Raw genomic sequence first — 15367 nt, forward strand, 5'->3', positions numbered from 1 at the left:
GGTCCGCTACGGCATACCCGGTACGCGATCGTTTCCAGGACGAACCACCACCCACCCAGCGTCACAAGGATTTAGGTAGCGCACATGGCCAACCCGATGCAGTTCCTTGAAATCCCTCGGCAGGATCCGGACAAAAAACCGGCCGAAGCGCGTACGCTCGAATTCAAGGAAATCTACGGGGAGTTCAAGGCCGATGTCGCGCAACGCCAGGCAGGCCGCTGCCTAGCCTGCGGCAACCCCTATTGCGAATGGAAGTGCCCGGTCCATAACTACATTCCCAACTGGCTCAAACTGATTGCGGAAGGCAACCTGTTCGCCGCGGCAGAGATGTCGCACAAGACCAACTCCCTACCCGAAGTCTGTGGGCGCGTGTGCCCTCAGGATCGGCTCTGCGAAGGCGCCTGCACGTTGAACGACGGTTTTGGCGCAGTCACCATCGGCTCCATCGAGCGCTATATCACCGACGAAGCGCTGAAGGCCGGCTGGCGTCCCGATCTGTCGCACGTAGTGGACACCGGCAAGACCGTCGCCATCGTCGGCGCCGGCCCCGCCGGCCTGGGCTGCGCCGACGTTCTGGCGCGCAATGGCGTCAAGGCCATCGTATACGACCGCTATCCCGAAATCGGCGGCCTGCTCACCTTCGGCATCCCCGCCTTCAAGCTGGAAAAGGAAGTCGTGCGCACGCGACGCATGCTGCTGGAAGGAATGGGTGTTGAATTCCGTCTCAACACCGAGGTCGGACGCGATGTTTCCCTGCAGAGTCTGCTCGACGAGCATGATGCCGTTTTCCTCGGCATGGGCACATACACCTATATGAAGGGCGGCTTTCCCGGCGAGGATATGCCCGGCGTATACGAGGCCCTGCCCTATCTGGTCGCCAACGCCAACCGCGAGCTGGGCTTCGAGCGCGACCCGGCGAGTTTCATCGATCTCGGTGGCAAGCGTGTCGTGGTACTGGGCGGCGGCGATACCGCCATGGATTGCAACCGCACCGCCATCCGGCAGGGCGCCGCAAGCGTCGTCTGCGCCTATCGCCGCGACGAGGACAACATGCCGGGCTCGCGACGGGAAGTCGCCAATGCACGCGAAGAAGGCGTCAGCTTCCTGTTCAATCGCCAACCTGTCGAGATCGTTGGCAATGGCCGGGTCGAGGGTGTCAAGACGGTCACCACGCGCCTGGGCGAACCCGACGAACGCGGACGGCGACGCCCGGTGCCGATTCCCGGCTCGGAGGAAATCATCCCGGCCGACAGCGTGGTGATCGCCTTCGGCTTCCGTCCCAGCCCGGCATCCTGGCTACAGGATCACGGCGTTGAGCTCTACGCCGATGGACGCGTGATCACGACCGCGAACCGGCACGCCTACCAGACGGCCAACGACAAACTGTTTGCCGGCGGCGACATGGTGCGCGGCTCGGATCTCGTGGTTACCGCCGTCTACGAGGGACGCGAGGCAGCCGCAGGCATCCTCGATTACCTCGGGGTCTGATCGCGCTGTCAGCAGGTAGCGCCAGCTCAGTAATGCGGCAGGTAGAGAGGATACAGCGTTTGCTCTTCCTTTTTGATCCGCTTCGTCAGCACCGCACCGATCTCTCCGAATTCCTGCAAAAAGCTGTTCGCCAGCCCATGGTCATCGGCCATTTTTTCGTATCGGTCCAGAAATCGCAGGACGATACGCCCTATCGCATCCATTTCCTGACGAAATCCCCGGATCAGCTCGGAATTCGTCTCGTCCTCAGCGAACTGCTGCGACAGGTAAAGATAGAAGCGGACGTTTTCAGTCAGCAGATGATCCTGTAGCAGATAGCGAAAATCCGCCAGCTTCGAAACCGTCCCTCCCAGATCCCCTTCGGCAAAGCGCTTCTGGATCGCCTGGTAGATCACCAGCAATTCCTGGTGATCTGATTTGAGTCTCGGCACGAGTTCAGAGCTGAAGCGGATACCGCTTTCAGCATCACTACCATCTTCCAGAACCCGGACGTTTTGCTGATGTTTCTTCTTCTTAAAAAACCCGAACACCACCGGCCTCCTCTCGATTAACATGCCTGCTGTATCGACAGCAAGCCGAGTTTGGTTGGATCGCGCGGGTATTGTCGCTAGAATTCCCCGATCATCTCGCTCCTAACTTTTATCGGTTAAGTAAAATTTATGCAAGTTCTAAAAAATGATCGCCTGCTTCGCGCACTGTTCCGTCAACCCGTCGATAAGACACCGATCTGGATCATGCGTCAGGCCGGTCGCTACCTGCCGGAGTACCGCGCTACCCGTGCGCGCGCAGGCAGCTTCATGGACTTATGCCGAACCCCTGAACTTGCCTGCGAGGTCACCCTGCAACCACTGGAGCGCTTCCCGCTCGACGCGGCGATCCTGTTCTCGGATATCCTCACGATACCCGACGCCATGGGCTTGGGTCTTTATTTCACCGAAGGCGAAGGGCCGCGCTTCGAACGCGTCGTGCAGAGCGCGCGCGACATCGATGCGCTTGCTCGACCCGACCCCGAAATCGAGCTGCGCTATGTGATGGACGCTGTACGCGTCATTCGGCAGTCGCTGGATGGACGCGTCCCCCTGATCGGCTTTTCAGGCAGCCCCTGGACACTGGCGACCTACATGGTCGAGGGCAGAGGCAGCCGCGAGTTCGCCAAGATCAAGGCGATGCTGTATGACAGCCCCGAACTGTTACATCGTCTGTTGAGCGTACTGGCCAGCACCGTCAGCAACTATTTGAACGCCCAGATCAGGGCCGGCGCCCAGGCGGTCATGATCTTCGACACCTGGGGTGGCATTCTGACGTCCTCGGCCTACCGGGAGTTCTCACTCGGATACATGCAACGCATCATCGACTCGCTGATGCGTGAACATGAAGATCGCAAAGTGCCGGTCATCATGTTCACCAAGGGCGGGGGGCAGTGGCTGGAAACCATGGCCGAGATAGGCTGCGACGCACTAGGGCTCGACTGGACCGTGGATATCGACGATGCGCGCCGACGCGTAGGCGATCGCGTCGCACTACAAGGCAACATGGACCCCGCCGTGCTTTACGCAGGTCCAGACCGCATCCGTACCGAAGCCGCGCGGATCGTCGCCGCCCATGGCGGCGACGGTCATGTATTCAACCTGGGTCATGGCATTCACCCGCAGATCGATCCCGAGCACGTCGCCGTCCTGGTGGACGCCGTGCATAACGCGCCTCGGCAATAACCCGATGGCCAGTTCAGGCCAGCGCCAGCCCATCAGCGAGAAGCTGGCGCAATTCGCCGGCATCCGCCCGCCGCATCGGTCGGCCGTCGACCGGGCTCGGCGGCGACTGGCGGATTGCATCGAGTGGGAACACGACCACTTCCACCTCATCGTCGCCCAGTCGCAGCATCAGACCGGGACGTAGCTGTACCCGTCGCCCCTCGCGTTGTACACGCTCGGTTTCACGATAGCCGACCCGGCGCTCCATCAAAGCGAAGATCACATCTTCGACGGATTCAGCAAAGACATGAAGAACGGCGCGCGAACCCAACCCAGCAGTGCCATTGAGGGCGGCCCCGACTAGCCGCGGCTGAAACGCTTCCAGCAAATCCATCGCCCGCAACGCCGATTCACGCAGGTGACGCAAGGCGGCACGATCCTCATCGTCGAAAAATAACCGCTGATGGTCCTGCATGGCGGCCTGGATTTCGCGATTGCTCGGCAGATGCCGTCTGCCGTCCATTCTCAGTCGTTGGGCCGCCTTATGCTTGGCAGCCGCGAAATCATGCACGCCCTCCTCAAGCATGATGCGCGCACATTCCTGAGCCAGGATGATTCTTTGCCGCTCGATGTTGGTAGACATCTTCCACCCCCTCGTTGCATTTGACGATCGGGACAACGGTTGCAGATTCGCAGATAGGCGTTGATGGATTTTGAGTTGGCTTACCTCCTCACGATGACGGCATCTGTGGTCAGTAAAGTTGCTGCGTCAGCCCGCGACTGCCCTGCGGCGTAGCCTCTGTGCCGGAAACTGCCGCCGGCGTATCCGCCTTGGGCAGGTGTCCTGCACGGAAGGTCTCGAAAATAGCGTCGGCCTCGCCGGGTGCTGCCAGCAACCCGGTCTTGGGATCTATCTTGACCGTCACGATACCCGGCGGTTGCGGCATACTCGCTTCTGGCGCCCCCTTGAGCGCCGTCCCCATGAAGGCCATCCACATCGGCAATGCAGCCCGCGCACCTGTCTCGGCATGCCCCAGAGGTTGATTGTCGTCGAAACCGACCCAAGCCGTAGTCACGATATCCGAATTGAAACCACTGAACCAGGCATCGACCTGCTCGTTGGTGGTGCCGGTTTTGCCTGCCAGATCCGTACGATGAAGCCGGAGTGCCGCACGCCCCGTTCCCATGCGTATGACATCCTTCATCATGCTGGTCATCTGATAGGCGTTGCCGGCGCTGATCGCCCTGACTGCAGGAACGTAAGGGACAGACGATACCACTTTAATTGCCCGACCTGTTGTGGTCGTGGCGGGCAAGGTCGTTGATGTCGCTCCAGATTTTGGCTGCATGCCTGGCGTAGCCCGGTCCGTGGACGTCTGACAGTCGGGTTCACACACGGTGGCTGGTTGCGCCTGGAACAGGGTGCTGCCGTCTTCGCCGACGATGCGGCTGATGTAATAGGGCTTCACGCGATAGCCGCCATTGGCAAATACGGCATATCCGGTTGCCATTTCCAGTGGCGACACACTGGCGCTGCCCAATGCCAGAGTCAAATTGTGCGGCAATCGCGCCGGGTCGAAGCCGAAGCGCGACGCATATTTGAGCGCGTAGTCGATTCCAATCGACTGTAATACACGAATCGACACGAGATTCAGCGAGTGCACCAATCCCAGCCGCAATCGCGTGGGCCCATTGAAATTCCGTTCGTAGTTTTCCGGACGCCAGACCCCCTCGAGGGCCGAATCCTTCACCACTACTGGCGCATCATTCACGAGTGTCGCCGGCGTATAACCCTCGTGCAGGGCTGCCGAGTATACGAACGGTTTGAAACTTGAACCAGGCTGCCGCAAGGCCTGGGTCACCCGGTTGAACTTGCTTGCGTAGTAGTCGAAACCGCCGACAAGCGCGAGAATTCCGCCATTGTGAGGGTCAAGCGCAACCAACGCGCCGGAAACTTTCGGCACCTGCGCCAAAGACCAACGCCCGTGCTTTTGCCATACCCGGACCACATCGCCCGGCTTGAGCACATCACTGACCTTCTGTGGATCCTGCCCCGTGCGATTGACATTGATGTAAGGTGCCGCCCACGCTACCTCGCTCAACCCCAGCGTCACCACAGTGCCGCCAGAGAGATAAATCCTTGCCGTCTTGGCATCCACGGACGCCACCAGCCCGGACTGCAGCCCGCCGACAGGCGGGTGGCTGTCCAACACCTGATCCCAGGCAGTGATGTCGACTCCAGGCCCACTCCCACCGGCTGTCGGGCTTTTGGCCACGCCGGCCCGCCATTGATCGAGCTCTGCCGCGGCCAATTTCACCTTCGCTTCCGGGCCACGGTAGCCGTGCCGCTCGGTATAGGCCATCAGATCGCCACGCAGAGCCGCCACCGCATCGATCTGATCCCCAGCGTTAATGGTGGTGTAAACCTTGAACCCATCGGTGTAAGCGCGGTCACCATAACGCTGATACATGTCCTGCCGCACCATCTCGGCCACATAGGGTGCCGGCACCTCGACGTTTGCGCCATGCAAACTGGCCGTCACCGGCGCCTGCATGGCCTGCGCGAATTGCGTGGCATCGATGAAGCCCAGATCGCGCATGCGCGTCAGCACGTAGGCACGCCGCTCCAGGGCCCGTTGCGGGTTGGCGATCGGGTTGTAGGCGGAAGGCGCTTTCGGGAGCCCCGCGATCATCGCCATCTGGGCTACGGTGAGATCGTGCACGTTCTTGCCGTAGTAGACGTGTGCAGCGGCACCTACGCCGTATGCACGGTTGCCGAGATAGATCTTGTTCAAATAGAGCTCGAGGATCTGGTCCTTGGTGAGGGCCTTCTCGATCTTCAAGGCCAGAAACAGCTCCCGAATCTTGCGCGTATACGTCTTTTTGTCTGACAGAAAGAAATTTCGCGCCAGCTGCATGGTGATTGTGCTGCCGCCCTGTCGTTTTTGCCCCGTCTTGATCAGCTCTAAGGCAGCACGTGCGAGCCCCCTGATGCTGACGCCGGGATGCTCGTAGAAATTGGCATCCTCTGCCGCGAGAAAGGCATGCACCAAGGTGGGCGGTATCTGGTCGAAACGCAGCGGATCGCGTCGCTTCTCCCCATATTCGGCTATAAGCTTGTCGTCAGCACTGTAGATTTTCAGCGGAACCTGATACTGCACATCGCGCAGCGTGGCCACATCAGGCAGGTTCGGGGCGAAATAGAGGTATGCGAAAGCGGCCAGCAAAGCCCCAACCGTCGCGCCACCTGCGATCAGGATCAGGAGCCCGCGCATGATCTTGCCGATGTATCTCATGGCGCCCACAGATATCCTATTTACGTTGGCCAGAACATGTGAGGCAAGCATACTATCAAACAGCCGCGGGGCGACGGCAAGACACTTTGCATGTTTACCAAGAACTTTTATACACTTATACTCAATACCTCACGAGAACTATACATAAGAAACATAACCGTCGACAGAATAGGGGAACCCCGTGTCGCTCCTTAGACCCAAAAAACAGTCATTGCTGGGGATAGACATCAGTTCGACAGCGGTCAAGCTGGTAGAACTCAGCCGCCATGGCAGTGGCTATCGCGTCGAATCCTACGCAGTGGAGCCCCTGCCGATGAACGCCGTGACCGAAAAAAACATCACGGACGTCGACGCTGTCGGCGATGCCATCCGGCGCGCGGTCAAAAAATCCGGGACCAGCAACAAGTTCTGCGCACTGGCGGTCCCTTCGTCGGCCGTGATCAGCAAGACCATCTCCCTGCCCTCCTCACTCAAGGACAGCGAGCTCGAAGGTCAGATCGAAATCGAAGCCGACCAATACATTCCCTACTCGCTTGAAGAGATCAATCTTGATTTCCAGACTATCGGGCCCTCTCCGGGCAACCCCGACCTGACCGAGATCCTGCTTGTCGCGACCCGCAGCGAGAACGTCGATGTGCGCGTCGGTGCTGCCGATCTTGCCGGCCTCAAGCCCAAGGTACTGGACGTGGAATCCTATGCGACCGAGATCGCCTACCAGCAAACGGCCGAGCAGGGTGACGCCAAGATCGTCGCGGTCATCGACGTCGGAGCCACCATGACCAGCATCTCAGTGCTTGAGGATGGTGTAACCACGTACACACGTGAGCAACCCTTTGGCGGCAAAATGCTGACCGAAGACATCATGCGCCGTTACGGGCTCTCCTACGAAGAAGCCGGACTGGCCAAAAAGGAAGGCGGGCTGCCCGACAATTACGTCTCCGAAATCCTCGAGCCCTTCAAGGACAACATGTCCCAACAGGTGCACCGCTTCCTGCAATTTTACTATGCGGCAAGCGAGCACCAATCCGTCGAGCACATCCTGCTGGCAGGCGGTTGCGCCTCGATCGCGGGTATCGATGAGCTGATCGAATCCAGATTGGGAACCCCCACCACCATCGCCAATCCCTTCAGCCGGATGTCGATCGCGGGAGGCGTCAACGCGCAGCGACTCGGCAGCGACGCTCCGGCCTTGATGATCGCGTGTGGACTGGCCCTCAGGAGCTTCGACTGACCATGGCCCGTATCAATCTACTGCCCTGGCGAGCCGAATTACGCAAACAGAAGCAACGCGAATTCATCGCCCTCGCGTTCTTCACCGGCATCGTCGCGGTGTTCGTCGTCTTCCTTGTGCATACGTACATGGATGGGTTGATCAGCTATCAAAATGCCCGCAACCAGTATTTGCGTAATGAGCTCACCCTCCTCGACCACAAGATCACCAAAATCAAGTCGCTGGACACCACCAAAAAAGCCCTGCTCAATCGCATGAAGATCGTGGAAGAACTCCAGGCCAGTCGCCCTGGAGTGGTGCACCTGTTCGATCAGTTGGTCACGACCGAACCCCCGGGCCTGTACCTCACCAGCTTTGAGCAGAAAGGGGAGACAATAGCTCTCGCTGGGCGTGCGGATTCCAACGCACGTGTTTCTGCATACATGCGCCGCCTTGATGCATCACCGTGGTTCGAAAATGCAAAGCTCGATCTCATCGTCACAAAAAATACTGGGATAGGCAAAGTCAGTGACTTCGATCTGACTGTGCAACAAAGCACGCCCGCCGCGAAAGACGCCAATAAGAAAAGGGGGCAGTGACATGAATCTCCAGACTCTTCGCGAACTCGACCTCAACGAACTGCGACAAATCGACCTTAACAACATCGGCAGCGCACCGATCTGGGTGCGCAACCTGATACTCGCAGCCCTGTTCTTTGCGATTTTGGCCGCCGGCTATTACTTCGATACCAGCGCGCAGCGTATGCAGCTTCAAGGTGAACAGGCCCAAGAGAAATCCTTGCGTAACGAACTTGTCTTCAAGGCGCGCAGAGCGGCAAATCTAAAGATTTATGAACATCAACTCGCGGAAATGAAGCGATCCTTCGGCAAAATGCTTCAACAGTTGCCGAATAAGACCGAGATTCCCGGCCTACTCGTGGATATTTCGCAAACAGCCTTGTCCAGTGGGCTGGAAATCGATCTCTTCCGGCCCGAGCCCGAGCAGAAAAAAGGCTTTTACGCAATCAAGCCGATCCAGATTCAGGCCAAGGGGACGTACGCCGAATTCGCACACTTCGTGAGTGAGATCGCGGCTCTACCTCGCATCGTGACACTCGGCAACATCAGCATGAAACCTGTAAGCAAGAACTCTTCAATCCTCACGATGAGTGTAGTGGCCAGGACCTACCGCTATCTGCCCAACGACGAGAATCAGTGACATGAAACATCACGTCGTCCGCAAGCACGCCCGCCTGGAGCAGGCCTTGAAACTGGCTTCGGCCCTAGCTCTGGGCATCGGGCTTTCCGGCTGTGGCCACAACATGTCCGATCTCCATCAATGGGTTGCTCACCAGTTGGCTCAACCAGGTGGTCGAGTTCCTCCGATACCCGATGTCCCGCCCTACAAGAGCTACACTTATCCGGGACATACGCGCGATCCCTTCGACAGCAAGATCCTGCTGCAGTTGTACAACGCCGCCCATCGTTCTAGCGTCAAGCTCAATGTACACAGGCCGCGACAGTACCTGGAACAGTTCCCGCTCGAAAGTCTGAAAATGGTCGGCACACTCGTCGACCATGGGACAACTTGGGCGCTGATCCAAACGCCTGATGGAACCATAGAGCGCGCGACTGTGGGCAATTACATGGGTCAACACGACGGCAAAATCACTGCCATCACCAGCGATAGTGTCAAATTGCAGGAAATCGTTCCGGACGGCTTCGGGGGATACAAGAAAGAACCCACCTCGATCGCGATGAGCCAGACAAAATGAGGAAAATCACCATGTTTCACGCGAAGGCTAAGGGGGCACGAGCTGCCGCTTCGACGGCATACCTCCCACGCAAGACGAGAGGAATGCTCGTTCTGATGGCGGGATTATTGGCGATTTGGTGGTCATTACCAGCGCTGGCCGCTGCCAACACTCTCACATCCATCAAGAGCCACCAACTACCCAACCACCAATTGGAGGTGGTTCTGGATTTCGCGTCGACACCCCAAAAGCCCTTGGGATTCAGCATCGAAAACCCGGCCATGATCGCCATGGATTTCGTTAATACCCAACTGAATCTAAGCAAGCGGTTATACAACATCGATTCAGGTTCGGTACGGAGTGTTGCCGCTGCTGAGGCCAGCGGGCGCACACGCCTTGTCTTTAGGCTCACCAAACCAACCCCCTACCAAACCAGAGTCGAAGGGCATCGTCTGATCGTGACTTTGGGCCATAGCTCAACCGATGGAGAAATGCTCTCAGCCAGCCAATCAAAGACCACGCGCTTCGGCAATCAGCAAGACGTGTCGAGCACTGCGCAATCGACTATTACAAATGTCGAATTTCACCGCGGCAAAGATGGCGGTGGCTTGATCACGCTGACCCTCAGCAACCCCAATCAACTCATCGACCTGACACAACAAGCTGGCCAAATTGTAGTCAACGCGCACCACGCAACACTTCCACCAGCATTGCAACGCCGTATGGTCGTGACTGATTTCGGAACTCCGGTTCAACGCGTGGACTGCACGCAGGACGGCCAGAACGTCAAACTAGTCATTTCAGCGACTGGCGACTATGAACAGCTCGCCTATCAGGCAGATAACAAGTTCACAGTAGACATTAAACCTGTGGCATCCGCCAGCACCGGCAGCGCCAGCGGTATCCAGCCTGTCTATAAAGGACAACGCATATCGCTCAACTTCCAGAACATTCCGGTCCGCTCTGTACTGCAACTACTGGCTGACTTCACCGGTTTGAACATCGTGGTTAGCGATGCGGTGACAGGCAATGTCACATTGCGCCTGAAAAATGTACCCTGGGATCAGGCCCTGGCCATTATCCTTCAGGCTAAAGGATTGGCTGAACGACGTAATGGCAACGTAGTGATGATCGCACCAGCGAATGTAATCGAAGAGCAGGAACAACAGCAGATCAGGACTCAGCGTGCGCAAGAACAACTAGCACCGCTGCATACTGAAATTTTCCAGATTCGCTATGCTAAGGCACAAACGCTAGCCGCCCTGCTGCAGTCCATCAGGACGACACAGAAATCCGATAACCGAGGCAACAACACGCAATCGAGCAGTGGTGTTGCGGGTCTGTCGCAACGCGGCTCTGTGGTTGCCGATCCACGCACCAACTCTCTGATAGTACGTGATACCGATCAGGGGCTAGCCAATGTCGCACGATTGATACAGCGCCTAGACGTGCCGATCAAGCAGGTGTTGATCGGTGCACGGTTGGTGATTGCCAAGCAGGGGTTCAACCGGGATTTAGGTGTGACCTTCGGCTCTGTCAACCAGCCACAAACCGCCACCAGCCCTGGTGGAAGCGTCGGTATCGGTGGCCAGACATATGGACTCGGCGGATATCCAGCTGGCAACCAGTTCAGCGTCAACCTACCGGCGGCTAGCCCAACGAGCACCTTCGGTCTCACTCTTGCGAAGCTCGACCAAAGCTTCAACCTGAACCTGCAACTATCGGCTGCGGAAGCGGAGAATAAGATCCGCCAGATATCCAACCCACGCGTGATCACGGCCAATGATACCCAGGCGATGATCCAGCAAGGCGTGCAGATCCCTTACCAACAGGCATCATCCAGCGGCGCCACTAATGTGGCCTTCAAGACCGCGGCGCTCCAGCTGTCAGTCACGCCGCATATCACACCGAATAACCGCGTACTCATGGAACTAGACGTCAGCAACGACAGCGTTGGTGGACTGTATGCAGGTGTACCCAGTATCAATACCCAGGAGATTAAGACGCAGGTCATGGTCGACAACGGACAAACCGTCGTCCTTGGCGGCATCTACCAACATGATCTGAGTAAGACGGTCAACAAGGTGCCCTTTTTCGGAGATCTGCCCGTACTCGGCGCACTCTTCCGCGAGAACTCTACCGCCAACACCAAGACCGAACTCCTGATCTTCATCACACCGCGAATCATCTCCAACAATCTCGACTTGTCGCAGTAAGCCCACAACGGCCGGCGGCACTTGCCGCCGGCCGTACCGGACCCACCCATGAGCCGCACGCGTAACGTATTTCTGGTCGGGCCGATGGGTGCAGGCAAGACGACCATCGGTCGCCGTCTGGCGCCAGCTCTGGGCCTGACCTTTTACGACAGTGACGAAGTCATCATTTCCAGAACCGGTGTCGACATCGCCACCATTTTCGATATTGAAGGCGAAGCCGGCTTTCGCGATCGCGAAAGCCGCGTGCTCGATGAGCTCTCCGCTCTTGACGGCGTGGTGATCGCCACTGGCGGTGGAGCGATATTGCGCGAGGAAAACCGTGAGCGCCTAAGGACACGTGGACAAGTCATCTACCTGACCGTGCCCTTGGATCTGCAACTCCGGCGCACCCGCCGGGATAATCAGCGCCCTCTATTGCAAACCGCGAACCCCCGGGAGCGCCTTGCCGCCCTGCAACGCGAGCGTGAACCGCTTTACCGTGCCATTGCGGATATCGTGATCGATACGGGCGCCAACGACAGCAAGCGCCTGGCCCGCGACCTAATCAAACGCCTCTCCGCCACCCGCGAACCTGTTCAGCCGCAAGGCCGATGATTTAGGATATCCACATGAAAACCCTGAACGTCGACCTGGGTGCACGCAGTTACCCGATCACTATCGGACCTGGCATGCTCGATGATGCCGATATGCTTCGAGAAGCGATTGGTGGCAACAGCGCCGTCATAGTCAGCAACGAAACCGTAGCGCCACTCTATCTAAAGCGCGTCGAGGCACACCTCAAAGGCCTGCGGCACGAGGCGGTAGTGCTCCCAGACGGAGAGGCATATAAAACCCTCACCATCCTCGACCCGATTTTCAACGCTCTGCTCAAAGGCCACTATGACCGTAACACCACGCTGATCGCCCTGGGTGGCGGCGTCGTCGGCGACATCACCGGATTTGCCGCCGCGACCTATCAGCGCGGCGTCAACTTCCTGCAGATACCGACTACCCTGCTGGCTCAAGTGGATTCCTCCGTCGGAGGCAAAACCGGGGTTAACCATCCACTCGGCAAGAACATGATCGGCGCCTTTCATCAGCCCAAGGCGGTCATCGTGGATACCGAGACACTCAACACGCTACCAGACCGAGAATTGAGTGCAGGACTTGCTGAGGTGATCAAATACGGGCTGATCAACGATGCGCCCTTTTTCGATTGGCTCGAACATCACATCGACGACCTACTGGCCCGTGATCCGGACGCAGTGACCTACGCCATCGAACGCTCATGCGCCAATAAGGCGCAGATCGTGGCCGCCGATGAACGCGAGACCGGCACACGCGCACTGCTGAACCTAGGACACACCTTCGGCCACGCCATCGAAACCGGCATGGGTTACGGGCAATGGCTGCATGGCGAGGCCGTGGGCTGCGGCATGCACATGGCCGCCGCCATGTCAGTCGCGCAGGGATGGCTCGAAAACGGCGAGCTTACACGCATCGACCGATTGCTGGCACGCGCGAAACTACCCGTCACTCCACCACTTGAACTCGATGCGCCGCGTTTCAGGGAACTGATGTCCGTGGACAAAAAAGTGCTCGACGGGCACTTACGGCTGGTACTGCTGCACGGCATAGGCCGGGCTGTGGTGACCTCCGAATTCGATCCTGCCGCGCTGGATTTTGTATTAACCCGACCCGACGCCGCATGAACGCCGCGGCAGGGTCGCTCGCGCCATACGCGGCCCAGGAATCCCGTTCCCGCGGACGGGTTCATCCCGAATTACCGCCCACCATGCGGGGCGAATTTCAGCGCGACCGTGACCGCATCATCCACAGTGCCGCGTTCAGACGCCTTGAATACAAGACCCAGGTCTTTATCAATCACGAGGGCGATCTGTACCGGACGCGGCTAACCCACTCGCTCGAGGTTGCGCAAATCGCGCGCTCTGCAGCACGCGCGCTGGCATTGAGCGAGGATCTGACCGAAGCCATCGCGCTGGCCCACGATCTGGGGCACACACCCTTCGGGCATGCGGGCCAGGACGCACTGAATCATGTCATGGCGGATTTCGGCGGCTTCGAACACAACCTGCAATCGCTGCGTGTAGTAGATGAGTTGGAAGAGAAGTACGCCGCATTCAACGGGCTCAACCTGTGCTTTGAGACTCGCGAGGGCATTCTCAAACATTGTCGGCGGAACGTCGCCGCTCGCCTGGGTGCTCTGGGATTGCGCTTCCTGCAGGGAGGACAGCCCAGCCTGGAAGCGCAATTGACTAATCTCGCCGACGAGATTGCCTATAACAACCACGATATCGACGACGGCCTGCGTGCAGAACTGATCAGCATCGAACAGCTGCGTCCATTGCCGTTGTTCGGAGAGGTCTACAACGAAGTGACCGGCAGATACCCCGGCCTGAACGAGCGCCGGCTGATCCACGAGATCATAAGACGCATGATCAACCAGCTGGTCGGCGACCTGGTGAACACATCACTCGATCGCCTGCGCGAGTTCGCGCCCGCTGATATCGACGCCGTACGCGAACTGCGCGAGCCGATCATCGCTTTCAGCCCGGAAATGCGGGCCGCCAATCTATCGCTCAAGCGCTTCCTGCACGAACATCTCTACCGGCATGCACGCGTCCGTCGCGTTACCGAACACGCCAAGCAGATCGTCAACGAACTGTTCATCGCGTACCGACACGAACCCACCTGGCTGCCAGCGGATGCACGCGTGAAGCTCGAGCGCGCAGGCGACGAAACGGCACGCGCACGCGTCGTCGCCGACTACATCGCCGGCATGACTGATCGCTTCGCGTACGCGGAACACACACGCATTCATGGCGGCTCGCATGTCTGAAATCACCGCTTATTTCGACACCCCGAGCCTGAAGATGTTGCGTAACGTCATCCGCGAGCACCTGACCACGCGCTCTCCCCCAGTTCTTGTGCATGGAGGGATGGGTTCGGGGAAGTCCGCCTTGTTGCGGCGCCTCGCCTTCGAGATGAAATCGGAATTCGGCGTCTGCCTGTTCGCCGCCACGGCCGAACCCGGCAACATGACGCTACACACGGCCATTCTCGCGCATTGGCTGCCTCACGCCGACCCGAAGCGACACAAAGCCAGCGCCTTGCTGCCGGTACTCCGCGCAGCACAGCCCGGGCGCTCGCCGCTGCTGCTCATTGACGACGCGGAGCACCTATCCGATGCGGAGCTCAAGGGCGTCATCGGCCTCAAGCAAGCCGTGGATCATGACGGCAACGTGCCCTTCGGCCTGATCCTGTGCGGCAGCGCCTCTCTACAAGAGCGTCTCGACACCTACTATCACGATCACGATCCACGCCGCCTGCCCGTAAGCCTTGGCCTACGCCCATTCAACCGCCTTGAAACAGCCGATTTCGCACATCACCTGGGTTACCGGCTAACAGAAGCGGAGCAGATCCATCTGCATAACTTAAGCGGCGGACTCCCGGGCGTGGTCCTGCACTCCATAAGAACCCAAGCATCGGAAGGTGCATACCATGGCTGGCGCAAATGGTTGTTGCTCGCCGGGGCCCTGGGCATCGCCATCGCCCTAGCGGCTGCCTGGTGGTCGAAAACACCATCAAATCACACTGAGAAAGCACTTCCGATTCCCGCTCCTGCCAATCCGGCCGCCAGCGCCCCTCCTAACGGGTGAAACGCGCTACTTGCCCCTCAAAACAGCAAGGGATATAGGCGTTGCGAATTGAAC

General features: G+C 58.5%; 14 protein-coding genes. 11 read left to right on the forward strand and 3 right to left on the reverse strand.

All coding sequences use genetic code 11. The annotated features are described in order from the left end of the window. Positions 1-84 precede the first annotated feature (84 nt). Positions 85-1488 (forward strand): FAD-dependent oxidoreductase, encoded by a 1404-nt coding sequence (locus BJI67_RS14750; protein WP_070073680.1) that lies wholly within the window; start codon positions 85-87, stop codon positions 1486-1488. 26 nt (positions 1489-1514) lie between these two features. Here the strand turns inward: BJI67_RS14750 and BJI67_RS14755 are convergent, their stop codons facing one another. Continuing rightward, positions 1515-2018 carry a hemerythrin domain-containing protein gene (locus BJI67_RS14755; RefSeq protein WP_197513154.1) on the reverse strand — a complete coding sequence of 168 codons (504 nt, stop codon included), beginning with the start codon at positions 2016-2018 and terminating at the stop codon, positions 1515-1517. Positions 2019-2147: 129 nt separating this feature from the next. Here BJI67_RS14755 and hemE point away from each other — a divergent pair, with 129 nt between their 5' ends. Next, complete coding sequence (hemE, locus tag BJI67_RS14760; RefSeq protein WP_070073682.1) at positions 2148-3200, forward strand: uroporphyrinogen decarboxylase; 1053 nt, start codon at positions 2148-2150, stop codon at positions 3198-3200. Between the two features lie 13 nt (positions 3201-3213). On the opposite strand, the gene BJI67_RS14765 is transcribed toward hemE, so the two are convergent. Then, positions 3214-3822 carry a hypothetical protein gene (locus BJI67_RS14765; RefSeq protein ID WP_070073683.1) on the reverse strand — a complete coding sequence of 203 codons (609 nt, stop codon included), beginning with the start codon at positions 3820-3822 and terminating at the stop codon, positions 3214-3216. 109 nt (positions 3823-3931) lie between these two features. After that, complete coding sequence (locus BJI67_RS14770; RefSeq protein WP_070073684.1) at positions 3932-6475, reverse strand: penicillin-binding protein 1A; 2544 nt, start codon at positions 6473-6475, stop codon at positions 3932-3934. 181 nt (positions 6476-6656) lie between these two features. Here BJI67_RS14770 and BJI67_RS14775 point away from each other — a divergent pair, with 181 nt between their 5' ends. The 9 genes from BJI67_RS14775 to BJI67_RS14815 all read left to right on the forward strand — a co-directional run bounded on the left by BJI67_RS14775 (position 6657) and on the right by BJI67_RS14815 (position 15313). Next, positions 6657-7706, forward strand: coding sequence for a pilus assembly protein PilM (locus tag BJI67_RS14775; protein ID WP_070073685.1), 1050 nt, complete (start codon positions 6657-6659; stop codon positions 7704-7706). 2 nt (positions 7707-7708) lie between these two features. Continuing rightward, entirely contained in the window at positions 7709-8284 is a 576-nt protein-coding gene (locus tag BJI67_RS14780; protein ID WP_070073686.1) for a PilN domain-containing protein, read from the forward strand. 1 nt (position 8285) lies between these two features. Beyond that, positions 8286-8903 carry a type IV pilus inner membrane component PilO gene (locus BJI67_RS14785; protein ID WP_070073687.1) on the forward strand — a complete coding sequence of 206 codons (618 nt, stop codon included), beginning with the start codon at positions 8286-8288 and terminating at the stop codon, positions 8901-8903. Position 8904: 1 nt separating this feature from the next. Beyond that, positions 8905-9459 (forward strand): pilus assembly protein PilP, encoded by a 555-nt coding sequence (locus BJI67_RS14790; protein WP_070073688.1) that lies wholly within the window; start codon positions 8905-8907, stop codon positions 9457-9459. Positions 9460-9542: 83 nt separating this feature from the next. Continuing rightward, positions 9543-11654, forward strand: coding sequence for a type IV pilus secretin PilQ (pilQ, locus tag BJI67_RS14795; RefSeq protein ID WP_070074192.1), 2112 nt, complete (start codon positions 9543-9545; stop codon positions 11652-11654). A gap of 48 nt (positions 11655-11702) precedes the next feature. Further along, positions 11703-12248, forward strand: coding sequence for a shikimate kinase AroK (gene aroK / locus BJI67_RS14800; protein ID WP_070073689.1), 546 nt, complete (start codon positions 11703-11705; stop codon positions 12246-12248). Positions 12249-12262: 14 nt separating this feature from the next. Beyond that, positions 12263-13345: a 3-dehydroquinate synthase gene (aroB, locus tag BJI67_RS14805; RefSeq protein WP_070073690.1), complete on the forward strand. Its 1083-nt coding sequence runs from the start codon at positions 12263-12265 to the stop codon at positions 13343-13345. Next, entirely contained in the window at positions 13342-14493 is a 1152-nt protein-coding gene (locus BJI67_RS14810) for a deoxyguanosinetriphosphate triphosphohydrolase (RefSeq protein ID WP_070073691.1), read from the forward strand. Before aroB ends, BJI67_RS14810 begins: the two co-directional genes overlap by 4 nt. Then, entirely contained in the window at positions 14486-15313 is an 828-nt protein-coding gene (locus BJI67_RS14815) for an AAA family ATPase (RefSeq protein ID WP_197513156.1), read from the forward strand. Before BJI67_RS14810 ends, BJI67_RS14815 begins: the two co-directional genes overlap by 8 nt. Positions 15314-15367 lie beyond the last annotated feature (54 nt).

It is taken from the genome of Acidihalobacter aeolianus (assembly GCF_001753165.1).
GTDB lineage: Bacteria > Pseudomonadota > Gammaproteobacteria > DSM-5130 > Acidihalobacteraceae > Acidihalobacter > Acidihalobacter aeolianus.